The organism is Streptomyces sp. JNUCC 64 (assembly GCF_054484115.1).
On the sequence record NZ_CM137015.1, the window covers coordinates 4,251,338 to 4,275,017 of the forward strand.

At 74.6% G+C, this 23,680-nt stretch carries 19 protein-coding genes and 2 pseudogenes; 11 read left to right on the forward strand and 10 right to left on the reverse strand.

Annotated features, from left to right (window positions below; translation table 11 throughout):
* Positions 1–177 precede the first annotated feature (177 nt).
* Genes pdhA through ACVWNX_RS17530 form a run of 3 tightly spaced genes read left to right on the forward strand, consistent with a single transcriptional unit; the run spans position 178 to position 3,998 of the window.
* Positions 178–1,344, forward strand: a complete 1,167-nt coding sequence (pdhA, locus tag ACVWNX_RS17520) for a pyruvate dehydrogenase (acetyl-transferring) E1 component subunit alpha (RefSeq protein ID WP_454408055.1) — start codon at positions 178–180, stop codon at positions 1,342–1,344.
* Entirely contained in the window at positions 1,341–2,321 is a 981-nt protein-coding gene (locus tag ACVWNX_RS17525; protein WP_454408057.1) for an alpha-ketoacid dehydrogenase subunit beta, read from the forward strand. Before pdhA ends, ACVWNX_RS17525 begins: the two co-directional genes overlap by 4 nt.
* A 15-nt stretch (positions 2,322–2,336) precedes the next feature.
* Positions 2,337–3,998, forward strand: a complete 1,662-nt coding sequence (locus tag ACVWNX_RS17530) for a dihydrolipoamide acetyltransferase family protein (protein ID WP_454408058.1) — start codon at positions 2,337–2,339, stop codon at positions 3,996–3,998.
* A gap of 129 nt (positions 3,999–4,127) precedes the next feature.
* Here ACVWNX_RS17530 and ACVWNX_RS17535 read toward each other — a convergent pair whose 3' ends face one another.
* Positions 4,128–5,024, reverse strand: a complete 897-nt coding sequence (locus ACVWNX_RS17535) for a D-alanyl-D-alanine carboxypeptidase family protein (protein ID WP_454408060.1) — start codon at positions 5,022–5,024, stop codon at positions 4,128–4,130.
* Between the two features lie 331 nt (positions 5,025–5,355).
* On the opposite strand from ACVWNX_RS17535, the gene ACVWNX_RS17540 reads away from it, so the two are divergent.
* Complete coding sequence (locus tag ACVWNX_RS17540) at positions 5,356–6,150, forward strand: GntR family transcriptional regulator (protein ID WP_454408062.1); 795 nt, start codon at positions 5,356–5,358, stop codon at positions 6,148–6,150.
* Positions 6,147–7,733, forward strand: a complete 1,587-nt coding sequence (locus ACVWNX_RS17545; RefSeq protein ID WP_454408063.1) for an MFS transporter — start codon at positions 6,147–6,149, stop codon at positions 7,731–7,733. Before ACVWNX_RS17540 ends, ACVWNX_RS17545 begins: the two co-directional genes overlap by 4 nt.
* A 37-nt stretch (positions 7,734–7,770) precedes the next feature.
* Here ACVWNX_RS17545 and ACVWNX_RS17550 read toward each other — a convergent pair whose 3' ends face one another.
* Positions 7,771–8,244 (reverse strand): GNAT family N-acetyltransferase, encoded by a 474-nt coding sequence (locus ACVWNX_RS17550; protein WP_454414816.1) that lies wholly within the window; start codon positions 8,242–8,244, stop codon positions 7,771–7,773.
* Between the two features lie 146 nt (positions 8,245–8,390).
* The gene (locus ACVWNX_RS17555; protein ID WP_454408065.1) at positions 8,391–9,212 is read right to left on the reverse strand and encodes a maleylpyruvate isomerase family mycothiol-dependent enzyme; all 822 of its coding nucleotides are present in this window, start codon (positions 9,210–9,212) and stop codon (positions 8,391–8,393) included.
* Between the two features lie 293 nt (positions 9,213–9,505).
* On the opposite strand from ACVWNX_RS17555, the gene ACVWNX_RS17560 reads away from it, so the two are divergent.
* A complete protein-coding gene (locus tag ACVWNX_RS17560) occupies positions 9,506–10,312 on the forward strand; it encodes a carbon-nitrogen family hydrolase (RefSeq protein WP_454408067.1) in 807 nt (268 codons plus the stop codon).
* 172 nt (positions 10,313–10,484) lie between these two features.
* Here the strand turns inward: ACVWNX_RS17560 and ACVWNX_RS17565 are convergent, their stop codons facing one another.
* Entirely contained in the window at positions 10,485–10,877 is a 393-nt protein-coding gene (locus ACVWNX_RS17565) for a hypothetical protein (protein WP_454408069.1), read from the reverse strand.
* A gap of 200 nt (positions 10,878–11,077) precedes the next feature.
* Here ACVWNX_RS17565 and ACVWNX_RS17570 point away from each other — a divergent pair, with 200 nt between their 5' ends.
* Positions 11,078–11,776 (forward strand): bactofilin family protein, encoded by a 699-nt coding sequence (locus ACVWNX_RS17570; RefSeq protein WP_454408071.1) that lies wholly within the window; start codon positions 11,078–11,080, stop codon positions 11,774–11,776.
* A 25-nt stretch (positions 11,777–11,801) separates the two neighbouring features.
* Here the strand turns inward: ACVWNX_RS17570 and ACVWNX_RS17575 are convergent, their stop codons facing one another.
* Positions 11,802–12,566, reverse strand: coding sequence for a TetR/AcrR family transcriptional regulator (locus ACVWNX_RS17575; protein ID WP_454408072.1), 765 nt, complete (start codon positions 12,564–12,566; stop codon positions 11,802–11,804).
* A gap of 130 nt (positions 12,567–12,696) precedes the next feature.
* Positions 12,697–13,998, reverse strand: a complete 1,302-nt coding sequence (locus tag ACVWNX_RS17580) for a hypothetical protein (RefSeq protein WP_454408073.1) — start codon at positions 13,996–13,998, stop codon at positions 12,697–12,699.
* Positions 13,999–14,382: 384 nt separating this feature from the next.
* Between ACVWNX_RS17580 and ACVWNX_RS17585 the strand changes: the two genes are divergently transcribed.
* Positions 14,383–15,309: an ATP-binding cassette domain-containing protein gene (locus ACVWNX_RS17585; protein ID WP_454408074.1), complete on the forward strand. Its 927-nt coding sequence runs from the start codon at positions 14,383–14,385 to the stop codon at positions 15,307–15,309.
* A 172-nt stretch (positions 15,310–15,481) separates the two neighbouring features.
* Positions 15,482–16,246: an ABC transporter permease gene (locus tag ACVWNX_RS17590; protein ID WP_454408076.1), complete on the forward strand. Its 765-nt coding sequence runs from the start codon at positions 15,482–15,484 to the stop codon at positions 16,244–16,246.
* Between the two features lie 89 nt (positions 16,247–16,335).
* Here the strand turns inward: ACVWNX_RS17590 and ACVWNX_RS17595 are convergent, their stop codons facing one another.
* The 3 genes from ACVWNX_RS17595 to ACVWNX_RS17605 all read right to left on the reverse strand — a co-directional run bounded on the left by ACVWNX_RS17595 (position 16,336) and on the right by ACVWNX_RS17605 (position 22,079).
* Positions 16,336–18,621, reverse strand: coding sequence for an MMPL family transporter (locus ACVWNX_RS17595; RefSeq protein ID WP_454408078.1), 2,286 nt, complete (start codon positions 18,619–18,621; stop codon positions 16,336–16,338).
* Positions 18,622–19,188: 567 nt separating this feature from the next.
* The gene (locus tag ACVWNX_RS17600; protein ID WP_454408080.1) at positions 19,189–20,856 is read right to left on the reverse strand and encodes a TlrC/CarA/OleB/SrmB family ABC-F type ribosomal protection protein; all 1,668 of its coding nucleotides are present in this window, start codon (positions 20,854–20,856) and stop codon (positions 19,189–19,191) included.
* Between the two features lie 374 nt (positions 20,857–21,230).
* Positions 21,231–22,079 carry a CAP domain-containing protein gene (locus ACVWNX_RS17605; RefSeq protein ID WP_454408082.1) on the reverse strand — a complete coding sequence of 283 codons (849 nt, stop codon included), beginning with the start codon at positions 22,077–22,079 and terminating at the stop codon, positions 21,231–21,233.
* A 256-nt stretch (positions 22,080–22,335) separates the two neighbouring features.
* On the opposite strand from ACVWNX_RS17605, the gene ACVWNX_RS17610 reads away from it, so the two are divergent.
* On the forward strand, positions 22,336–22,701 hold the full coding sequence (locus ACVWNX_RS17610) for a PH domain-containing protein (RefSeq protein WP_454408083.1): 366 nt from the start codon (positions 22,336–22,338) through the stop codon (positions 22,699–22,701).
* Between the two features lie 208 nt (positions 22,702–22,909).
* Here the strand turns inward: ACVWNX_RS17610 and ACVWNX_RS17615 are convergent.
* Positions 22,910–23,137: pseudogene (locus tag ACVWNX_RS17615) on the reverse strand (response regulator transcription factor); the annotation flags it as partial.
* Between the two features lie 30 nt (positions 23,138–23,167).
* Between ACVWNX_RS17615 and ACVWNX_RS17620 the strand changes: the two are divergent.
* Positions 23,168–23,662: pseudogene (locus tag ACVWNX_RS17620) on the forward strand (glycosyltransferase family 4 protein); the annotation flags it as partial.
* Between the last annotated feature and the right edge of the window lie 18 nt (positions 23,663–23,680).

Below are 23,680 nucleotides of genomic sequence, written 5' to 3' on the forward strand. Positions count from 1 at the left end.
GGGTTTCGCGGCGAGGCGCGACACTGGGTAACGTGCTAAGTGCAGGTCGCTCGCCGGGGCACCTGTCACGCCTGTTCCCGGACGAAGCGCACCCACCCCGTGCGCGGCCCCGGAGACGGGCGACCGCACTGGCCCTCCCGGCGAACCCGGGCGGCCGGACCGACGGAGGAGCAGCACGTGACCGTGGAGAGCACTGCCTCGCGGGGGCCGCGCAAGCGCGCCGCCGCGAAGAGGACACCGGGCGCGGTACCCGACCCCGTCCAGCTTCTGACCCCCGAGGGCAAGCGGGTCAAGCCCACGAAGGCGCTCGCCGAGTACGCCGCGTTCGTCGAGGACGTCACCCCCGAGGAGCTGCGCGGGCTGTACCGCGACATGGTCCTCACCCGCCGCTTCGACGCCGAGGCCACGTCCCTCCAGCGCCAGGGCGAACTGGGCCTGTGGGCCTCGCTGCTGGGCCAGGAGGCCGCGCAGATCGGCTCCGGCCGGGCCACCCGTTCCGACGACTACGTCTTCCCCACCTACCGCGAGCACGGCGTCGCCTGGACCCGCGGGGTGGACCCGACGCTGCTGCTGGGCATGTTCCGGGGCATCAACAACGGCGGCTGGGACCCCACCACCAACAACTTCCACCTCTACACCATCGTCATCGGCTCGCAGACCCTGCACGCCACCGGGTACGCCATGGGCGTCGCCAAGGACGGCGCGGACTCGGCGGTGGTCGCCTACTTCGGTGACGGCGCCTCCAGCCAGGGCGACGTGGCCGAGTCGTTCACCTTCGCCGCCGTCTACAACGCGCCGGTCGTCTTCTTCTGCCAGAACAACCAGTGGGCGATCTCCGAGCCCACCGAGCGGCAGACCCGCGTCCCGCTGTACCAGCGCGCCCAGGGGTACGGCTTCCCCGGCGTCCGGGTCGACGGCAACGACGTGCTGGCCTGCCTCGCCGTCACCCGCTGGGCCCTGGACCGGGCCCGCCGGGGCGAGGGCCCCACCCTGGTGGAGGCGTTCACCTACCGGATGGGCGCCCACACCACCTCCGACGACCCCAGCCGCTACCGCCCCGACGACGAGCGGCTCGCCTGGGAGGCGAAGGACCCGATCGCCCGGCTGCGCGCCCATCTGGAGGCGGGCGGCCACGCGGACGGGACGTTCTTCGCGGAACTGGACGAGGAGAGCGAGACGTTGGGCAAGCGGGTGCGCGAGGTGGTGCGGGCGATGCCCGATCCGGAGCCGCTGGCCCTCTTCGACAACGTGTACGCCGACGGTCACGCGCTCGTGGACGAGGAGCGGGCCCAGTTCGCCGCCTACCAGGCGTCGTTCGCGGACGGAGAGGACGACCGGTCATGACCGTGACGAAGCTGCCGATCGCCAAGGCGATCAACGAGTCCCTGCGCCGGGCCCTCGACGACGACCCGAAGGTCCTGGTGATGGGGGAGGACGTCGGCAAGCTGGGCGGCGTCTTCCGGGTCACCGACGGCCTCCAGAAGGACTTCGGCGAGGAGCGGGTGATCGACACCCCGCTCGCCGAGTCCGGCATCGTCGGCACCGCCATCGGGCTGGCGCTGCGCGGCTACCGGCCGGTGGTGGAGATCCAGTTCGACGGGTTCGTCTTCCCGGCCTACGACCAGATCGTCACCCAGCTGGCGAAGATGCACGCGCGCGCCCTGGGCACCATCAAGCTCCCGGTCGTGGTCCGCATCCCCTACGGGGGCGGCATCGGCGCGGTGGAGCACCACTCGGAGTCCCCGGAGGCGCTGTTCGCGCACGTCGCGGGGTTGAAGGTGGTCTCCCCCTCGAACTCCTCCGACGCGTACTGGATGCTCCAGCAGGCGATCCAGAGCGACGATCCGGTGATCTTCTTCGAGCCCAAGCGGCGGTACTGGGACAAGGGCGAGGTCGACACCGAGGCGATCCCCGGCCCGCTGCACAAGGCGGAGACCGTCCGCGAGGGCACCGATCTGACGCTGGCGGCCTACGGGCCGATGGTGAAGGTCTGTCTGGAGGCGGCGGCGGTCGCCGCGGAGGAGGGCCGCTCGCTGGAGGTCCTGGACCTGCGGTCGGTCTCCCCGCTCGACTTCGACGCGGTCCAGCGGTCGGTGGAGCGGACCCGGCGGCTGGTCGTCGTCCACGAGGCGCCGGTGTTCTTCGGCGCGGGCGCAGAGATCGCCGCCCGGATCACCGAACGCTGCTTCTACCACCTGGAGGCCCCCGTCCTGCGGGTCGGCGGCTACCACGCGCCGTATCCGCCCGCCCGGCTGGAGGAGGAGTACCTGCCGGGTCTGGACCGGGTGCTCGACGCCGTCGACCGCTCGCTGGCGTACTAGAGGGGAGAGGAGGAGATGACGACCATGACACAGGTGCCCGTGGGTTCGGTGGGCGAGTTCAGGATGCCCGACGTGGGCGAGGGCCTCACCGAGGCCGAGATCCTCACCTGGTACGTCCAGCCCGGTGACACCGTCACCGACGGCCAGGTGGTGTGCGAGGTGGAGACCGCCAAGGCGGCGGTCGAACTGCCGATCCCCTACGACGGGGTGGTGGCGGAGCTGCGCTTCCCGGCGGGAACGACCGTGGACGTCGGCGCGGTGATCATCACGGTGGACACCGGCGGTGCGGGTGCGGGTGCGTCCGCTTCCGCTTCCGGGTCCGGGGCCGGGGCCGGGTCCGCGCCTGCGTCCGGGTCCGCGTCCGGTGACGCCGGTCCGGCCGTCGGGGCTCCGGTCACCGGGGCGGACGGCGGCGACGGGGACGAGGCGCCGCGTGGGCGGCAGCCGGTCCTGGTGGGGTACGGCGTGGCGGAGGGCTCCACCAGGCGCCGTCCCCGCAAGGCCGCGCCCTCCGCGTCCAACGCGCCTTCCGGGCCGTCGGTACCGGCATCGGCGTCGGCCCCGGCATCGGTATCGGCACCGGCCTCGTCGGCTGGGGCGTCCGCGAACGCGGCTGCGGCTGCGGCTGCGGCTTCCGCGCCCCCGACGCCTGCGCCCGCGCCCGTGGCGCCCGCGCCCGTGGCGCCCGCGCCCCCCGCTTCCGCGCCCCCCGCCGTGACGGCGGCCCCCGTGGCGAACGGTTCGCGGCCGTTGGCCAAGCCGCCGGTCCGCAAGCTGGCCAAGGACCTGGGGGTGGACCTGGCCGCCGTGACGCCCACCGGACCCGGCGGGATCGTCACCCGGGAGGACGTCCACGCGGCGGCCGCCCCGGTCGACGCCCCGGCCGCCCCGGCGGTCGTGGAGACGGCGGAAGCGGTGGAGACGGTGGAGACGGCGGAGAGCGCCGTCCCGGCCCCGGTCGCCGTCGGGCGGGAGACCCGGGTGCCGGTGAAGGGCGTCCGCAAGGCGACCGCGCGGGCCATGGTGGCCTCGGCGTTCACCGCCCCGCACGTCACCGAGTTCATCACCGTCGACGTGACGCGGACGATGAAGCTGGTGGACGAGCTGAAGCGGGACGCCGACCGCTACGGGCTCGCCGGGCTGCGGGTGAACCCGCTGCTGCTGGTCGCCCGCGCGCTGCTCGTCGCGATCAAGCGCAACCCGGGGATCAACGCCTCCTGGGACGAGGAGAACCAGGAGATCGTCCTCAAGCACTACGTGAACCTGGGCATCGCCGCGGCGACCCCCCGGGGCCTGCTCGTCCCGAACGTCAAGGACGCGCACGACAAGACGCTGCCCCAGCTCGCCGAGGCGCTGGCGGAGCTGGTGACCACGGCCCGGGAGGGCCGGACGTCCCCCGAGGCGATGCGGGACGGCACGGTGACCATCACCAACGTGGGCGTCTTCGGAGTGGACACCGGCACCCCGATCCTCAACCCGGGGGAGTCCGCGATCCTCGCGGTCGGCGCGATCAAGCTCCAGCCGTGGGTCCACAAGGGCAAGGTGAAGCCCCGTCAGGTCACCACGCTCGCGCTCTCCTTCGACCACCGGCTGGTCGACGGGGAGCTGGGCTCCCGGGTGCTGGCCGACACCGCGGCGGTGCTGGAGGACCCCAAGCGCCTCATCGTCTGGTCCTGAGGGGACCGCCGGGCCGGGAGGATTCCCGGCCCGGGACGCGGAACGGGCCCGTCCCGCGCGCCGGAGCGGATCCGGTGCGCCGGGACGGGCCCGTTCCCGTGCGGTCCTTCGGTTCTCGGACCCTTCCGCTCACCGGCGGAACGCGTAGTCCATCAGCTTCTTGGCGTCCGCCGTGCGGTTGGCGTCCGAGGTGGCGGTCAGGACCGTTCCGACCACGGTCCTGCCGTTCCGGGTCGCGGCGAACACCAGGCAGTACTTGGCCTCCGGGCCGGAGCCGGTCTTGACGCCTACCGCGCCCCGGTAGGTGCCCAGCAGCTTGTTGGTGTTGGTCCACGACATGTACCGGTAACCGCCGTTGCGGGTGGTGACCTTCCGCTTGGTGGACTTGGTCTTCACGATGGTGCGGAAGGTGGAGTTCTTCATCGCGCTGCTCGCCAGCTTGGTCAGATCGCGCGGCGTGGAGTAGTTGTTGCCGTTGCCGATGCCGTCGAACGAGTCGAACTTGGTGTTGGTCATCCCCAGCCTGCGGGCCTCGGCGTTCATCTTGCCGATGAACGACTTCACCCGGGCGGCCCGGGTGGACCCGGTGCCGAACTTGTCGGCCAGCGCGTACGCGGCGTCGCAGCCGGACGGCAGCATCAGCCCGTACAGCAGCTGGCGGACGGTGACCTTGTCCCCGACGATCAGCCGCGCGGAGGACGCGTTGCGGGACACGATGTAGTCGCTGTACGCCTTCTGGACCGTGACCTTGGAGTCCAGGTTCAGGTTCCGCTGGCCCAGGACCACCTTGGCGGTCATGATCTTGGTGGTGGACCCGGTGTTGCGCTTCGTGTCGGCGGTCTTGCCGTAGAGGGTCCGTCCCGTCGCGTGGTCCATGACGAAACCGCCCTTGGCGTTGACGGACGGCGGCGTGGGGGTCGCCGCCACCGCCTGGCCGGCGGTCACGCCGCCCGCCAGCACCGCTCCGGCCGTGAGGCTCACCGTCACGGCCGAAGCGCGCCGGATGCCCTTGATGCCTGTAATCAACGTGAATGCTCCAAACGCCCCTGGGATCGGCATGCGTGCGTGGCGGCGTGGTACGCCGCCTTTATGGAGACTGTCGGGAGCCTCCTGGGGATGCGCGCAAAAGACAAAGAAATCACTGTGTCCCACGGAAAATCTTTCAGGGGGTGCTTTGTCGCCACACACCACCTCATGCACCACTATCACTGGCTTCCCACACGCCTCGTACAGCGCCCCCGTACGGCGCCCCCGCCGGGCCGCGCGCCCCCTGTCGCGCCCTTGCCGCGCGGGTCCGCGCGGGTCCGCGATCCGGACGCCCCTCCCCATGCGTACGTGTTGTATCTAACCTGTGCGCATGCCCGTCTCCGTCGCCCCGACCGTGCCCGCCACCGCGTCCGCCGTGCCCGCCACCGCGTCCGCCGCCGGGTCCGTCCCGGCTCCCGCTTCCGCGCCCGCTCCGGAGGCCGTCCCGGGGGCCGTCCCGGGGGCGGCTCCGGCGGCCGGGCCCCCCGTCCGGCGCCCGCCCGCCGCCGACCGCGTCTACCAGCACGTCAAGCAGGCTGTCCTGGACCGCCGTTACGAGGGCGGCACCCTGCTCACCGAGGGGGAGCTGGCCGAGGCGGTCGGCGTCTCCCGGACCCCGGTGCGGGAGGCCCTGCTGCGGCTGGAGGCGGAGGAGCTCATCCGGCTCTACCCGAAGAAGGGGGCCCTCGTGCTGCCCGTCTCCGCGCGGGAGATCGCGGACGTCGTCGAGACCCGGCTGCTGGTGGAGGAGCACGCCGTCCGCAAGGCCGTGCCCGCTCCGCCCGCGCTGCTGGAGCGGCTCGCCGGGCTGCTCGCCGAGCAGCGGGAGCACGCGGCGGCCGGACGGTACGCGGACGCGGCCGTCAGCGACCGCCGCTTCCATCTGGAGATCGTCCGCAGCGGCGGCAACGAGATCCTGTCCCGGCTCTACGAGCAGTTGCGCGACCGGCAGTTGCGGATGGGCGTCGCCATGATGCACGCGCGCCCCGACCGGATCGCCCGCGCCCTCGCCGAGCACGAGGAGATCCTCGGAGCGCTGCGCGCCGGGGACGCCGAGCGGGCCGCGCTGATCGTCCGGCGGCACATCGGCGGGGTCGCGGACCTCGTCCGGGGAGAGGTCCGGTGAGCGCCGGGGCGGCGGTCCCCTCCGGTGCCCCCTCCGGCACTCCGTCCGGCTCCCCCGCCGACGGCCCGCCCGGGGGGCGCCGGGCGGTCGCCGTCTGGTCGATCGGGGTGTCGGTCTACTTCGTCGCGGTCGTCTTCCGCACCTCGCTGGGGGTCGCGGGGCTGGACGCCGTCGACCGCTTCGCGATCGGGGCCTCCGCGCTCTCCGCGTTCTCGATCGTCCAACTGCTGGTCTACGCGGGCATGCAGATACCCGTGGGGCTGCTGGTGGACCGGTTCGGCACCAAACGGGTGCTGATACTCGGGGCCGTCCTGTTCACGACGGGGCAACTGGGCTTCGCGCTCGCCCCCTCGTACGGGACGGCCCTCGCCGCCCGGGTGCTGCTGGGGTGCGGCGACGCCATGACCTTCATCAGCGTGCTGAGGCTGGGCGCCCACTGGTTCCCGGCCCGCCGGGCGCCGTTGATGGCGCAGCTCGCCGGGTTCGCCGGGATGGCGGGCAACCTGGTCTCCACGCTGGTGATCGCCCGGCTGCTGCACGAGGTGGGCTGGACGGCCGCGTTCGGGGGCAGCGCGGTCGCCGGGGTCGTCGTCCTCGGACTGCTGCTGTTCCTCCGGGAGCGGCCCGTCCGTCCGGAGCCGGGTCGTCCTTCGCCGGAGCGCCCCTCACGGACGCGCGTTTCGCCGGAACGTCCGTCGCCGGAACGTCCGGTTTCCGCCTCCGTACCGGCTCCGGAGTCCGCCCCGGGGACGGGTGCGGTCGCGGGGACGGGGACGGGGACGGGAGCGGCCGGGGCGCGGACGGGCGCCGACCGGGACCCCGGCGCCGAACGCGCCCCCGACGGCGACCGGGTGCCGGGCGGGGCACCGGCCGGTGGGCCGGTCGGTGCGTCGACCAGTGCGTCGGTCACCGCGCCGCTCTCCGTCCGGGGGCAGCTCGCCGCCGCGTGGCGGGAGCCCGGCACCCGGCTCGGGCTGTGGGCGCACTTCACCGGACAGTTCCCCGCGATGGTGTTCCTGTTGCTGTGGGGGCTGCCGTTCCTGGTGCGGGCCCAGGGGCTCGCCCCGGAGACCGCCGGGAACCTGCTGACCCTGGTGGTGGTCTCCAACATGGCCGTCGGGCTGGTCTTCGGACAGCTCATCGCCCGCCACCACGCGGCCCGGCTGCCCCTGGTCCTCGGCACGGTCGGGACCACCGCCGCGTTCTGGGCGCTCACCCTGGCCTGGCCGGGCGGACGGGCGCCCTTCGCGCTGCTGGTCGCCCTGTGCGTGGTGCTCGGCGCGTGCGGCCCCGCCTCGCTGATCGGCTTCGACTTCGCCCGCCCCGCCAACCCGCCGGAACGGCAGGGCACCGCCTCCGGGATCGTCAACATGGGCGGTTTCGTGTCGTCCATGGTGACGCTGCTGGCGGTCGGGGTGCTGCTGGACCTGACCGACGGGGAGTTCCGGGTGGCGTTCTCGGCGGTGTTCGTGACCCAGGCCCTCGGCGTCACGCAGATCGTCCGGTTGCGCCGCAGGGCCGCCCGCCGGGAACGGGAGCGGTCGGTCGCCAGCCGGGTGACCACCGTCCACGTCCCGGCGTGACGGTCCCCGGCCCGCTGGCCCGGTGCGGTCCGGCGGCTCAGCCGACGGCGGGGCTGCGGCGTTCCAGGAGGACGACGTCCCGCCAGCGCCCGTGGTGACGGCCGACCCGCTCACGGGTGCCGACCACCCGGAACCCGGCGCGGGCGTGCAGGGCGAGGCTGGCGGTGTTCTCGGGGAAGACCCCGGACTGGACGGTCCAGATCCCGGCGGCCTCGGTGGAGTCCAGCAGCGCCCGGAGCAGCAGCAGGCCCACCCCACGCCCCCGCGCGCCGGGGTGGACGTAGAGGGAGTGCTCGACGACCCCGGAGTACGTCTCCCGGGCGGAGACCGGGGAGACCGCCGCCCAGCCCAGCACCCGGTCCGCGCCGTCCAGGGCGACCAGCCGGTGCTCCGGCAGCCTGCCCCGGTCGAAGTCCGCCCAGGACGGGGCGGTCCGCTCGAAGGTGGCGTCCCCCTCGTCGATCCCCGCCTGGTAGACCGCCAGCACCCGCGCGGCGTGCTCCGGCCCCATCGGGACGATCCGCGCGCCGTCCGGGACGGGCCGCGTGGGGCCTTCGGGGGCGGGCCGGGCGCCGTCGTGAGTGGTCCGAGCGCCCTCCGGGACGATCCGTGCGCCCTCCGGGACGGTCCGCGTGGGGTCTTCGGGGGCGGGGTCCGTCACGGGGTCAGGGAGAAGTCGCGCAGGATCGCGGCGGCGAACTCCTGGTCGCCCTCCGTCTTGAGCCGGTCGCCCGCCTGCGCGGCGGTGATCCGGCCGCAGGCCAGCCGGGAGTACGTCTCCCAGTCGGTGCCGAGCGTCACCAGCGGGCCCAGCGAGGGCGCCCCGTCGACGGAGCCGCGCCCCTCGGCGTCCACCCGGACCGTGCGCAGGAACTCGACGGGCCCGTGCACGTCCACCACCACCGCCGTGTTCGGGGGCGCGCCCGCGCCCTCGACGATCCTCGGCAGCGCCTCCAGCATCACGTCCAGCGCCACGTGCGCGCCGGGCGAGTCGAGGTTGCCCGGCTGGCCGAGGGCGACCCGCAGGTCCTGCTCGTGGACCCAGGTGTCGAACGCGCGGCGGCGCATCGCGGACTCCAGGGTCTCCTCGGCGCCCAGCAGACCGCGGATCTTGGCGTCGGGCTGACGGTTCTCGTTGCGGATCTGACGGGACCTCCGGATGACGGTGTACTCCAGTTCCGCCGTCATCTCCGGTCCGGTGTGGTGGCGCCGGACGTCGACCTGCATCTCCATGTACCGCTGGTGCTCGGTCTTCACGTGGTACAGGTCGCGGGGCAGGGTGTGGATCGGCCGGGGGTCCCCGAGCATCTCGCAGTCCAGCCCGATGACATGGGAGACGATGTCCCGCACCGACCAGCCGGGGCACGGCGTCGCGCGGTTCCACTCCCCTTCCACGAGCGGCTTCACCAGCTCCGAGACGGCTTCCACGGAGTGGGTCCAGGCGTCGGCGTAGTTCTGAAGGCTGGGATGGAGACTCACGAGACCCCTCGGGCGGTTGGTGCGTGCGGCGGGCTGTGTGGCGGGGACGGGAGGCGGTGGTTCCGCGGCTGCCTCCCGCTGCGCTGCGGAAGGCCGCCTCCCGCGGTGCTGCGGGTGGTGCGGCGCCTGTACGGGGTGTACAGGCCGTACGTGATGGGTACGGGCTCGGGCACGGTCGGGGGTCCGGGGGCTCCCCGGAAAGGCACAGTACGCTGGTTGCGGGCACCCCGGCAGTGCTTTCGTGTGACGATCGTAGGCCGTGTGGACGGCCCGAACGCCAAGGCGGTGGTAGTGTGCGCGCCTCACTCATCCAGACCGGTGCCGATGACGCCGAGTCAGTCGCGTCCCGGCGCGCCCGGGTCGCCGCGCTGGTGCGCGAACGGGGGCGGGACGACGGCCCCGGCCGCCCGGACCTGGTGGTCCTCCCGGAACTGTGGACGACGGGCGCGTTCGCCTACGAGTCCTTCGCGGCGGAGGCCGAGCCGCTGGAGGGCCCCACCCACGAGGCGATGGCCAAGGCCGCGAACGAGGCGGGCGTCTGGCTGCACGCCGGTTCCATCCCCGAGCGGGACCCGGACGGCACCCTCTACAACACCTCCCTGGTCTTCGCCCCGGACGGCTCCCTCGCCGCCTCCTACCGCAAGATCCACCGCTTCGGCTTCGATCAGGGCGAGGCCGTGCTGATGGGCGCGGGGGAGAAACTCGTCACCGTCCGGCTGCCCGGACTGACCCTGGGCCTCGCCACCTGCTACGACCTGCGGTTCCCGGAGCTGTTCCGGGGGCTGGTGGACGCGGGCGCGGAGGCCCTGGTCATCCCGGCGGGCTGGCCCGAGCGGCGGCGCGGCCACTGGTCGCTGCTGGCGCGGGCGCGGGCCGTGGAGAACCAGTGCCTGGTCCTCGCCTGCGGCTCCGCCGGGTCCCACGCGGGGGTGCCGCAGGCCGGGCACAGCGCGGTGATCGACCCGTGGGGCGAGGTGCTCGGCGAGGTGCCGGGCGCGGAGGAGGCGGTGCTGACCGTCGACTTCGACCCGGCGCAGGTCGCGACCGTCCGCGAACAGTTCCCTGCGCTGAAGGACCGTCGGCTGGGCACCGCCCGCTGACGTTCCGGCCCGGCCCGCTGACCTCCTGGCCCGGCCCGGCCCGTTGACGGCACGGTCCGGTCCGTCCGCCGCGACGGTGCGTTGACGTTCCGGTCCGTCCGCCCTCGCGGTGGGCTGACGTCCCGGTCCGTCCGTCGTACCGGGTGGGCGGGTGCCGCGCCGTGCCGGGCCGTCAGGGCCAGTCGACCAGCAGGTGGAACGCCAGTGTCAGCCCGCCCACCAGGAACGGCGCGGCTGTCGCGCAGAGCAACCGGGCCGCCGCGAACCGGTCCCGCCACGGCAGCGCCCACGCCGCGACCAGCGAGGCCGCCGGGAGGAGCATCCCGTACCCGAAGAGGGTGTAGGCGAACGCGAAGTCGCGGTCGAACCGTTCGAGCACGCCACCCTCGCAGGAGCCGCAGGCCATCGGCGACAGCCCGACGAAGAACCAGGCGAGCAGCGCGCCGGGGACGGTGACCAGGGTGGAGACCAGCGGCGGGATCAGCGAAGGGAGTTCCCGCGCGGTGGACGGGAACTCCCGTACGGTGGGCGGGAGATCCCGGTCGGTCCGGGGAGTGGAGGCCATGTCTCCAGGAAACCGGGCGCGGGCGGCGGGCGCCTGAGTCCGGGTACTCAGAACGCGGGCGGTCGGGGCCTCCAGTACCGGTCCGCACCCCCGGTACCGGTCCGGGCCTCTGGTACCGGTCCGCACCCCGGCACCGGCCTCGGGGCGGGGACCGTCCGCCTTCACGACAAACCCTCGACACCTCTCGGAGACAGGAAGAGATGACCCGGTTCGACGACCTCGACGTACTCGCCGTCCAGGACGCGGAGGCGCGCTTCGGCGTCTCCGCGCACGTCGAGTACCCGTACCAGGAGTACGACGACGAGCAGGAGACCCGTCTCCACCGGGGTGACCTGCGGGTCGACGGGGACTTCGTCGCGGAGACGGACGAGGACGACTTCTGCCACACCAACGTCATCGTCGACGGCGACCTCGTGGTCGACGGCACCCTGGACTGGGTCAACGAGGGGTACGGCGGCTTCCTGCTGGTGACCGGTGACCTCCGGGCCCGCCGGGTGATCCTGCGCGGCAACCCGAGCGTCGTGGTGCGCGGCGACCTCACCGTCGAGGGCGCGCTGCTGGGCTCCCTCGGTGACGACGGCGGTTACCTCACCGTCCTCGGGGAGACCCGGGCGGAGGTCATCGTCCTCACGGACTGGTTCCGGCTGCTCTCGGCCCGTCCGCCCCGGGCGGTCCTGGCGGGCGAGCCGGGCCACTTCACCGTCCGGGGCGAGGCCACCGACGACCGGCGCGTCCGCGACGACCTGCTGCTGCCGGAGCTGCTCGACGCGGAGGGCCGGGTCCGGGGCAGCCGGTGCGAGGCCGCGCTGCGCGACGGCCGCCGTCTCCTCCGGGACGACGCCGGACCGGACGCCGGACCGGACGCGGGGCCGGCCGCCGGACCGGACGCCGGACCTTAGTGGCGCCGGGTCCGTCCGCCGGACCTCAGGGCGCCGGGTCCGTCCGCCGGGCGACCAGGGGGGCGAGACCGTCCAGGACGCGTTCCAGGCCGAAGCGGAAGTCGGCGTCCGGGTCCTCGTCGAGGCCGTCGAAGACGCCCGCGTCGAGGAGACGGGTGAGCGCGGGCTGGCGGACCGGGTCGGTGAAGCGGCGCAGGACGCGGGCGTAGCGGGTCAGGGCCTGGCCGGGGTCGTCCCCGGCGCGGGCGAGGGCGTCGGCGAGGTCCGCGGTGAGCGTCGCCTGGGTGCGGACGAAGCCGCCGACCAGGGTGAGCACGCCCAGCCGTTCCGCGCCGCGCAGACCGGTGCCGTCCAGCGCGGCGAGGCCGCGTTCCATCCAGGCCACCTGGTTCGGGGTCACGGGCGGCCCGGTGACCGGCAGCCGCAGCAGCCAGGGCGCCCGGGCCAGTGCCTCGCGCTGGGCGTACGCCCAGGTGGTCAGCAGCTCGCGCCAGCCGGTGACGTGCTCGGGGAGGGGCGGCGGGGCGCCGACGCCCGCGTCGGCCATGAGGACGTACAGCTCGTCCTTGGCGGCGACGTAGCGGTACAGCGCCATGGTGGAGGCGCCGAGCTCCTTGGCCACGCGGCCCATGGAGACGGCGTCGACTCCCTCGCGGGCGGCGAGCGCGACGGCGGCGCCGACGATCCGGTCCAGCCCGAGCCCGGGGCGCGGGCCCTTGGCGGGGCGTTCGCGCAGGCCCCAGGCGGTTTCCAGGCTGGCGGGGAGCCCCGGGTCCGGTCGCTCCGGCATCGCTGTGTTCTCCCTGCTGCCCGGTGGGCGTCCGCTCCCGGGTCCGGCCGCCGGGCGTCCTCATCCTAGGGCGGTGCGGTGCGGTGCTCCGGCGGACCGACGGCTCGTCGGCCCACCGGGGCACCGTCCGTCAGTCGTCGCTCGTCAGCCGGACGACGACCGGGGCGTCGTAGCGGTCGCTGGAGCCGGTCGTGACGTAACCGGCGCCCAGCCAGGTGCCGTCGGGCAGCCGGTGGAGCCGCTCCACCCGCAGTGAGGTCCGCGCCCCCTCGGGGACGGTGATCGAGGAGGGCAGCGGCGCCCGCTTGATCCGCAGGCACTCGCCCTTCTCGGTGAGGTGCCAGTTGCCGTGGAGGAACAGCCCCGCGCGGTCCTGGCCCAGCGGCACCCGCTGGGCGCACATGTCGGGCACCGAACCGTGCTCCACCCACCGGGAGCCGTCCCAGCGGAGCTGGATCTCCAGGGGCTCGGGCTCGGAGTCGACCTCGCCCCGGTTGAAATCGGCGCCCCCGTGCGCGCGCACCTCGCCGCCGTCGAGGACGAAGACCTGGCCGAGGGAGGCGCTGGGCTCCGGCGGCATCGGACCGGTGAAGCGGGCCAACGGGGTCTTCACCGCCTTCCAGGAGGTGCCGTCCCAGTGGGAGGACGCGGGCTGGGAGAAGGTGCCGTAGTCCAGTTCGGTGCCCGGCCCCTCGTCCCGGCTGCCGACCACCCAGACGTCGTCCGGACCGGCCACCGCGAGGTCGACGGCGCGGTGCGACAGCCCGGTCGGGGTCCAGTCGGTGCCGTCCCAGTGCTGGACGTTCTTGTCGCCGTCGAGGACCCAGACGTCGTCCGGGCCGGTCGCCTCCACGTCCCAGACGGGCCCGCGCGGGGGCTCCGCCATCTCGGTCCAGCGGCTGCCGTCCCACTGCGCCCAGGGCATCGCGGCGTCCTCCTGCCCGTAGGGCGGCCGGTTCTCCAGGGGCCGCAGCCACAGGGCCTCGTCGCCGATCCGCTCCAGCAGGAGGGGTCCCTTGTGGGACTCCATGAAGCCGGGCAGCGGCTCGGTCGTCCAGCGGGTGCCGTCGTAGCGCAGCAGGCTCGTGGCCCGCCCCTGCGGGGCTTCGGTGGCGACCGCCCAGATGTCGTCCTCCGTGCGGGCGGCGAGGTCGGCGAGTTGGCCCTTGAAGTCCGCCACGTGTTCGAACTCCCAGGTGAGGGGGGACTTGAAGCTGGTCTGCTCGACCTCCCCGCCCTTGCCGCCGGAGCCGGAGCCGCTGCGGGACGCCCCGCCGGAGCCGCCCGGTTCTCCGGAGCCCGTGCCGCAGCCCGTGGCGATGAGCGCGGTGATCAGGGCGAGGGCGGTCGTCGGCCTCCTCCACCGTCCGCTCCCGCGCCGGTCGTTCCTTCTACGGTCGCTCCGGGTCGGGTGTGCTGCCGCTGTCCGCATGGCCGTTCCTCCAGGTCGTCGTGCGTGGTGCGTGGTGCTTCGTGCGTCGTTCACGGTTCTGCGCGGTGGGCGCGCGGTCGGTGCGCGGCGGAGGGGCCGGGCGGGTGCGTCGGTCGGTCGTCGCGCATTCTCGCCCACGGCGGTCCGCCGGGCCGGGGCGGGAGGCCGTCGATGTCCGTCGGGGTGGGGGAACCGGCGGTCGGGGTGGGGTCCCGTCGCGGGGAACGCCCGCCCCGACGTTCCCCGTTGACCTCCCCAGGCGTTCTGTGTATTACTTACGCAGTAGAGCGTATGGCATACGCAGAAGGGTGGCGGGGGGACCCGCGCACCGGGGGAACGGGCGCGCCCGACCGCGCGCCGGGCAGGGAACGGAGAGGTGACGGCATGGGCGTTCACGCGGCGGGCCTGACCAAGTCCTACGGCGGGCTGAGGGTCCTGGACGGTCTCGACCTCGACGTCCCACCGGGCACCACGCACGCCCTGCTCGGGCCGAACGGCGCCGGGAAGACCACCACCGTGCGGGTCCTCGCCACCCTCGCCACCGCCGACTCCGGGGTGGCCGAGGTCGCCGGGCACGACGTGGTCACGGCGCGCGCGGCGGTCCGCGCCCGGATCAGCCTCACCGGACAGTCCGTCGCCGTCGACGACCTCCTCACCGGCGCCGAGACCCTGCGGATGACGGGACGGCTGGCCGGGCTCGGCCGCCGCGCGGCCCGGGCCCGCGCGGACGAACTGCTGGAACGGTTCGACCTCGGCCACGCCGCCGGACGGATCGCCCGCGACTGGTCCGGCGGGATGCGCCGCCGTCTGGACCTCGCCGCCGGTCTGGTCTCCCGGCCCGAGGTCCTCTTCCTGGACGAGCCGACCACCGGCCTCGACCCCCGTGGCCGCCAGGACCTCTGGCGGATCGTCGGGGAACTGCGTGCCGAGGGCACCACCGTCCTGCTCACCACCCAGTACCTGGAGGAGGCGGACGTCCTGGCCGACCGGGTCAGCGTCCTGAACGGGGGCCGGATCGTCGCGGAGGGCACCCCCGACGAGCTGAAGGCCCGGGTCGCCGGGCACCGGCTGGACCTGGTGCTCGTCTCCCGCGCCGCCTACGAACGGCTGGCCGCCCGGCTGCCCGGCGCCACGGTCGCCCACCGGGACCCCGGGCGCCTCGTCCTGGGGATCGCCACCGACGGCACCGCCCGGGACGCGCGGGCGCTGCTGGACGCCCTCGACCCGGACGGCACCGAGGTCGAACGGTTCCACCAGCGCACGGCCACCCTCGACGACGTCTTCCTCGCGCTGACGGGGACGTCCCGGTGAGCCGTCGGCCGCCGCTGCCCGACGGCGCGCGGACCGCGCTCCCGGCCGACCCGGGGCCCGTACCCGTCCCCACCCCTGTCCCCGTACCCGTACCCGTATCCGCGCCTGTCCCCGTCCCCGTCCCCGTACCCGTATCCGTATCCGTGTCCGACCCGTCCGGGGGAGCCCGCCGATGACGACCGCCGTCCACGCCCTCACCACCACCCGCGCCCTCGCGGGCCGCGCGCTGCGGATCGCCGGGCGCAGCCCGGACGCCCTGATCACGGGAGTGACGCTGCCCGTGCTGCTCATGGTGGTCTTCGTCTACTTCTTCGGCGGCGCCATCGACACCGGCACCGCGTACCTCACCTACGTGGTGCCCGGGGCGGTGCTGCTGTGCGCCGGGTTCGGCGCGGGGGCCCTCGCCGTCCCGGTCGCCGAGGACCTGCGGGCCGGGATCGTCGACCGGTTCCGCGCGGCGGACATCGGAGGCGTTCCCGTCCTCGCCGGACACGTCGTCGCCTCGGTCGTCCGCAACGCGGTCTCCACCGTCCTGGTCTTCGGCGTCGCGCTGGCCATGGGCTTCCGGCCCTCGGCGGGGCCGGCGGCGTACCTGGCGGCGGCGGGGCTGGTCGTCGCCTGGGTGGTGGCGGTCTCCTGGCTGGCCGCCGCGCTCGGGCTGCTCGCCAAGTCCGCCGAGGCGGCGGGCGGGTTCACCTTCCTGATGATGTTCCTGCCCTATCCGTCCAGCGCGTTCGTGCGGATCGAGACGATGCCCGGCTGGCTCCACGGCTTCGCCGAGCACCAGCCGCTGACCCCGCTGATCGAGTCGCTGCGCGCGCTGCTGCTGGACCAGCCCGCCGGGAACCGTCCGTGGACCGCGCTGGCCTGGTGCGCGGGGGTCACCGTCTGCTCCATGGCGCTGTCCGTCCCGCTCTTCCGCCGCCGCGTCCGGTGAGCCGGGCCCGTCGAGGCGCGGTGGGTCCGGCCCGTGGACGTCCGGTGGCGCGGTGCGAACCCTCCTGGTCGGCGTGGCCGGTCGGAGGGTCAGCCGGACGGGGGCCGGTCGTCGCCGCGCGTCGGAGGTGACGGCGGCGGGGCGTCCGGCTCGCCCTCCGCGTGCAGGGTGGGCAGCGCGCGGTCCAGCCAGCGCGGCGTCCACCAGGCGGCGCGCCCCAGCAGCGTCATCACGGCGGGGACCAGCAGCAGCCGCACCACGGTCGCGTCCACCAGCACGCTCACCGCGAGACCGAGTCCCAGCATCTTCACCACGATGTCGTCGGAGAGCACGAACGCGGCGAAGACGCTCACCATGATCAGCGCGGCGCAGGTGATGACCCGTGCGGTGATCTCCAGCGCGTGCGCCACGCTCGCCTTGGGATCACCAGTGCGCAGCCACGCCTCGTGCACCCGGGAGAGCAAGAAGATCTCGTAGTCCATGCTCAGCCCGAAGACGATCGCGAACATCATCATCGGGACGTAGCTCTCGATCGGCACGGTCCCGTTCACCCCCAGCGCGGGCCCGCCCCAGCCCCACTGGAACACCGCGACGACGACCCCGTACGAGGCGGCGATCGACAGCACGTTGAGGACCGCCGCCTTCAGCGCGACCAGCACGCCCCGGAAGACCACCAGGATCACGAGGAAGGCGAGCCCGACCACGGCGGCGATGATCCACGGCAGCCGGGCGGCGACGATGTCCAGGAAGTCGACCTGCGCGGCGGTCGTCCCGGTGACGTAACCGTGGGCGGCGGTGCCGGACACCGCCTCGGGCAGCACGTCGTCACGGAGCCGGTTGACGAGGTCGGTGGTCCGCTCGTCCTGCGGGGAGGCCACCGAGTAGGCGGTGCCGATCAGCACGTCCCCGTCGGAGGTGGGCTTCAGCCCGGTGACGTACGCGGCGTCCGGCACCCCGGTGAGCGCCTTCGCCGCCTGGGAGGCCAGCGCCGCGCGGTCCGCCGCCGGGACGTCGGACTGGTCGACGACGAGGGTCAGCGGACCGTTGGAGCCGGGGCCGAACGCGGAGGACATCAGGTCGTAGGCCCGCCGGTCGGTGAACGAGGTCGGGTCGGCGCCGTCCCCGATGTGCCCGAGCTGGAGGGAGAACACCGGGATCGACAGCACCGCGAGGAGCGCGACGCCCGCCCCCGCGAACCACCAGGGCCGCCGCTCCACCCGCAGCGCGTAGCGGTGCCAGGCCCCGGTGACCTCCTCGCCGGGCTCGGCGTCCGTCTCCGCGACGGGGGTCCGCACCCGCAGCCGGTCGACGTGCCGTCCGATCAGCCCGAGCAGCGCCGGGACCAGGGTCAGCGCGCCGAGCACCGCCGTGACCACGGTGACCGCCGCCGCCAGCCCCAGCTTGCCGATGAAGGCGATGCCCGACACCCACAGCCCGGAGAGCGCGATGACCACCGTGCAGCCGGAGAGCAGCACCGCGTGGCCGCTGGTGGCGGCGGCCCGTCCGGCGGCGGCCACCGGGTCCCGGCCGTCCATCAGGCCCTGCCGGTGCCGGGTGACGAGGAAGAGGGCGTAGTCGATGCCGACGCCCAGCCCGATCATGGTGGCGAGGGTGGGGGAGACGGTCGCGAAGGTCGAGGCGGCGGCCAGCAGGGCCAGCAGCGCCAGCCCGCAGATCACGCTGATCAGCGCGGTGACCAGGGGCAGCACCGCCGCGATGACGCTGCCGAAGCCGAGCAGCAGCACCACGATCGCGACGGCGAACCCGATCGCCTCGCTGAGCCGGTCGTTGGCCTCCGGGCGGGCCAGTTCGCCGAGCGGTCCGCCGTACTCGACGTCCACGCCCGCCGAGCGCAGCGGCGCCACCGCCTCGTCCACCCCGTGCAGATAGTCCTCGCCCAGGGTGGACGGCTGCACCGAGAACCGGACGGTGACGTACGCGGTGCGCCCGTCGGTCGAGAGCGGTCCCACGTCGGGCTGTCCGGCGGGGGGCGGGGGCGCGTCGAGCGGGTTCTGCGCGGAGAGGACGTCCGGCAGCTTCTGGAGCGCGGTGACCGTCTGGGCGAGGGGGCCGCTCACCGAGGTGAGGGGGTGGTCGGGGTCGTGCAGCACGATCTGCGAGCTGTAGCCCCCGGCGGCCGGATCGTGCTCCTTCAGCACGTCCAGGCCCTGTTGGGACTGGGTGCCGGGCAGCGAGAAGTCGTCCGAGTAGGTGCCGCCGTACGCGTGGTGCAGCACCTGGAGCCCGACGAGCGCGGCCAGCCACACCAGGAGGACAGGGACGGCGCGGCGGGCGCAGAACTCCCCGACCCGCCGCAGCGGGCCGGGCCGGTCCCCGTGCGGTGCGCCGGTGGCGGGCGTGCCGGTGGCTGGCATGCCCCGAGTCAAACCCGCCGGACGCCGCCGCGCACGCCCGCCGGTCGGTACGGGTGACGTCCGTCTTGGTTGTTCGCGCGGTTCCTCGCACCCTTCCGGGTCGGTCCTGGCCGGGGTGCGCTGTCCCGTGCTGGTGCGCTGTGGTTGTTCGCGCAGTTCCCCGCGCCCCTTTCGGGGCGGTTCTGGCTGGGGTGCGTTGTCCTGTGCGGGTGCGCTGTGGTCGCTCGCGCAGTTCCCCGCGCCCCTACGGGGCGCCTCCGTACACGGGCCCATTCCGGCACCCACGACCCAGATGGACGCCCCCGCTGGGACGCGGGACCCGCGCGCCCAACCCCCACCGCCCCGCAGGGACCCACGGCCCCAGGCGCCCGCCCCCGCAAGGGGCGCGGGGAACTGCGCGAACGGGCCCCACCGGCCCGCAGGGGCCCACGGCCCCAGGCGCCCGCCCCCGCAAGGGGCGCGGGGAACTGCGCGAACGGGCCCCACCGGCCCGCAGGGGCCCACGGCCTCAGGTGGGCGCCCCCGAAAGGGGCGCGGGGAACTGCGCGAAGGGGCACCGGCCCGTGGTCAGCCGTTCGCGACGGGTCGCCCACCGGCCAGGTCGAGGCGGCTCCCGGCGAACCGCTCCCGCATGAGCCGGTCATGGGTGACGACCACCACCGCCCCCTCGTACGAGGCGAGGGCCCGCTCCAGCTCCTCGACCAGGGCCGGGGCGAGGTGGTTCGTCGGCTCGTCCAGGAGCAGCAGATCGACGGGCCGGGTGACCAGCCGGGCCAGCTCGATCCTGCGCCGCTGCCCGTACGACAGCTCGCCCACCCGCAGCCGCAGGTCGGCGGGCCGGAACAGGCCGAGGGAGAGCAACAGATCGCGCTGCTCCTCCCGGTCGCCGGGCCGGTCGTGGGCGAACGCGCCGAGCACGCTCAGCCCCGACGGCCACGGCACCTGGTGCTGTCGCAGCATCCCCACCTTCCCGGACACCCGCACCGTGCCGCGTTCCGGCCGGACCTCGCCCGCGAGGACCCCGAGCAGGGTGGACTTGCCCGCGCCGTTCGGCCCGGTGACGAGCAGCCGCTCGCCCGGAGCGATCGACAACTCCGGCAGGTCGAGCCGGTCGTCCAGCTGGACGCCGACGAGTTCGGCGACGGGCCCGACCGCCCAGTCGACGGCCTCGCCGTGGGTCGTGCCGGTGGGCACCGACGCGGCGAACACCAGCGGGTCGGGAGGCAGCCCGACCGGCGCGGCGGTCAGCCGGGCGACCCGCTCCTTCGCGTTCCGGATCCGGACCGTCGCCCCGTGGCTGCGGTCCCGGGACCGGAACGCTCCGTGCCCGAACTTCGCCATCGGCGCCTTGCGCGGGATCGCTCCGAGCCGCACCGCGTTCGACTCGGCCAGCTGACGGCTGCGCGCCAGCTCGTCGCGCCAGTGCTGGTACTCCTGGAGACGGCGACCGCGCTCGGCGGCCTTCGCCGTGAGGTAGCCGGCGTAGCCGTCGCCGTACCGGGTGACCCTTCCTTCCGCGACCTCCAGGATCGTGCTGGTCAGGTTGGCCAGGAAGGCGCGGTCGTGGGTGACCGCGACCACCGTGCCCCGGTGCTCGCGCAGATGCGCTTCGAGCCAGCCGACGGCCTGGTCGTCCAGGTCGTTGGTCGGTTCGTCGAGCAGCAGCAGCTCGGGACGGGCCGCGAGCGTCGCGGCGAGCGCGAGCCGGGACCGCTCACCGCCGGAGAGCGAGCCGAGCGCGCGGTCGCGCGCCAGTCCGGGCAGGCCGAGCCCGTACAGGGCGATGTCGACGCGTTCCCCGGCCCGGTAGCCGTCGCGGGCCTCGTACAGGGCGAGGTGCCGCTCGTACTCCGTGAGGGCGGCGGCGAGGGCGGGGCCCTCGTCGGCCGTCCCCAGCCGCTGTTCGTCGCGGCGCAACTGGGCTTCCAAGGCCCGCAGTTCGGTCAGCGCCAGGTCGATCGCGTCCTGGACGGTGGCGTCGGCGGGCAGGTCGAGCGCCTGCGCGAGGTAGCCGATGCCACCGGGCGCGCTGACGGTGACCTCACCGCTGTCGGGCCGTTCGAGGCCGGTCAGCAGCTTCAACAGGGTGGACTTCCCCGAGCCGTTGTCCCCGATCACGCCGACCTTCTCGCCGGGCCGGACGGAGAGGTGGACGCGGTCGAGGACGGGCTTCTCGTCGTAGCGCTTGGTGAGGTCGCGCACGGTCAGTTGGGCGGTGGCGGTATGGGCACGCAAGGGCAGAACCCCCTTCGGTGATGACGGACGGGCGGCGGTGCGTCCACGGCGGAGCGAGGCTCTACGCGGTGGCGCGTGCTGTCATCACAGAGTTCCCATGGGCACGAAGGTACGGGGCGATGGGCGAGCTGTCAAGACGATACGTCTCGTCTAGTGGTGGACGGGTGGGCCACCCGCCGACCGTGCCCCGTCCGGTGCGGGCGGTGCGGGCGGCCCACCCTGTTCGCCCGGACCGGGGTGGGCCGCCCCGGGTGGCCCACCCCTCCGTCCGGCAGGGTGCCGCGTCCTCCGGCCCCGGGTCGCCAGGCCGCGTGCCCTCCGGCCCCGGGCCGCCGTACCCTCCGGCCGCGTGCCCTCCGGCCGCCGGGGGCGGCCTACTTCGCGGGGGCCGCGAAGACCTGGGTCCAGTGCGGTCCGCCGGACGTGTCGACGCCCTCGACGCCCAGTCCCATGTGGGTGAACGCGCAGTCGAGGACGTTGGCGCGGTGGCCGGGGCTGGCCATCCAGCCGCGCATCGCCTCCGCCGCGCTCTCCGGTCCCGCCGCCACGTTCTCCCCGACGGCCGACCAGGCGTAGCCCTCGGCGGTGACCCGGTCGCCCACGCTCCGCCCCTCCGGGGAGACGTGGTCGAAGTAGCCGCGCAGCCCCATGTCCCGGCTGTGCCGCAGCGCCGCCCGGTTCAGCCGGGCGTCGACGGCGACGGGACGGCAACCGGCCCGCACCCGCTGGGCGTTCACCAGCGCGGCGACCTGGGCGACCATGCCCGATCCGGCGCCGTCGGCCCGCCCGGGCGCGGGGCGGACGGGGCCGGACCGGGGGGTGGGGGCCGCCCCGGCGGTCTCCGCCGGGGCGGGTTCCCGCGCGGGCGGTGTCCCGGGTCCCGACGTGGCCGGGGCGGGGGCGCCGCCCGGGGCGGGGGTTCCGGGCGCGGGGGCGGGCACGGTGGTCGCGCCGGGCGCCGGGGTGGCCGGGGCGGGGCCGCCGGGCGGGGGTGAGGCGGGCCGGGCGGGCGCCGTGGCGGCGGGCACCGCGCCGGAGGCGACCCCGCCGGGCGTGCCGAACACCGAGCCCGTGGCCACGGCGCCCGCGCCCAGCAGGACGGCGGCGGCGAGGGCGCCCCACACCCGTCCGCCGGGACGCGCGGCGCGCCACCGCCCGTGCCGTCCGTGCCGTGCACGGCGGCGGGCACTCGTTGCGGTCGGCGTCCTTGACTGGTCGTCCACGATGGTCCTCAGGGTGAGCGGTCCGGTCCCCCCGGTGGTCCGTGGCCGCGTACCGGCGGCCCGAACTCCGCTCCCCCTAACGAGAGATCGCCCGCGACGGCGGTCCCCGTCCCCCCGGATGACCCGATCGGGTGGCGGGGAACCGCCGCGCACCGCGTCCCGCCCCGGGCGGGGAAAGGCTCGGCAAGCGCCCGGACGGTGTGATACGACATGACGGTCGTCAATTCGTACGAATCTTCTTACGGGGGGCAGGGCCATGGCACTGTTCGGCAACGCGCACACGATCGACCCCAACCAGGCGGCGAACGACTTCGCCAAGCTGCTGGGGCACGGGGAGCAGGTCCACGCGGCCTACCAGCTCGTCCGGGACGCGATCCTCTTCACCGACCGCCGACTGATCCTGGTGGACAAGCAGGGCATCACCGGCAAGAAGGTCGAGTACCACAGCATCCCGTACCGGAGCATCACCCACTTCGCGGTGGAGACCGCCGGGACGTTCGACCTCGACGCCGAGCTGAAGCTGTGGGTCTCCGGCAACTCGCTGCCGATCCAGAAGACCTTCACCAAGGGCGTGGACATCTACGAGGTGCAGGCGATCCTCACCCAGTTCGTGGCCCGCTGAGCCGTAGCGTGACCCGCTGAGCCGTCGCGGGTGGCGCCGGGCGCCGTGTGGGGCCCGGGTCGGCCGGTCCGGACGTCGTTGGTCGTCGTCCGGTCGTCCGGCCCGGGCCCTCGCCGTTTCCGGCACCCCCTCGCGCGGCGCGTGCTCCCGGCGCTCTTCCGCGCGTGCCCCGGCGCCCTTCCGGGTGGGCGCGCCCTGCCCGGAGCCCTCACGCTCCCTGGTCGCCGGGCCGCACCAGCCCCCGTTCGTACACGGTGATGACCGCCTGGGCCCGGTCCCGCAGCCCGAGCTTGGCGAACAGCCGGTTGATGTGCGTCTTGACGGTGTGGTCGGTGATGGCCAGCCGGGCCGCGATCCCGGCGTTCGACAGCCCCCGGGCGATCAGCACCAGTACCTCCGTCTCCCGCGCGGTCAGCCCCTCCGCGCCCCGGACGGGCCCCCGCCTCGTCGGACGGCCCCCGGCGAACTCGTCTTCGCAGGCGGCCACCCCCATACCGCGCTTCCCGGCCACTACGCGGCGGCCGACGTCTTCGCGATGCCGTGCCGCACCCGTCGGCGGGGACTGGAGGTGGAGGGCCTGGGCATCGTCTACCTGGAGGCCGCAGCGGCGGGGCTGCCGGTCGTCGTGGGGGACTCCGGCGGCGCTCCGGACGCGGTCCGGGACGGGGAGACGGGCTACGTCGTGGACGGCCGGTCGGTGGCGGCGGTGGCCGACCGCCTGGTCCGGCTGCTGGGCGACGCCCGGCTCGCGGAGGGGATGGGACGGAGGGGACGGGCCTGGGTCCGGGAGGAGTGGGACTGGGACCGTTCGTACGCGGCGCTGCGACAGTGGCTGGACCTGCCCGCCGTTCCCGTGGCCCGCCGGGGGTCCGTCGCTCCCCCCGCCCGTCCGGGGTCCGCCGCTTCCGGTTCCGGGAACGGCCCGGGGTCCGCCGCTTCCGGGGACGGTCCGGCGCGCTGAGGGAATGCCGGGCACCGG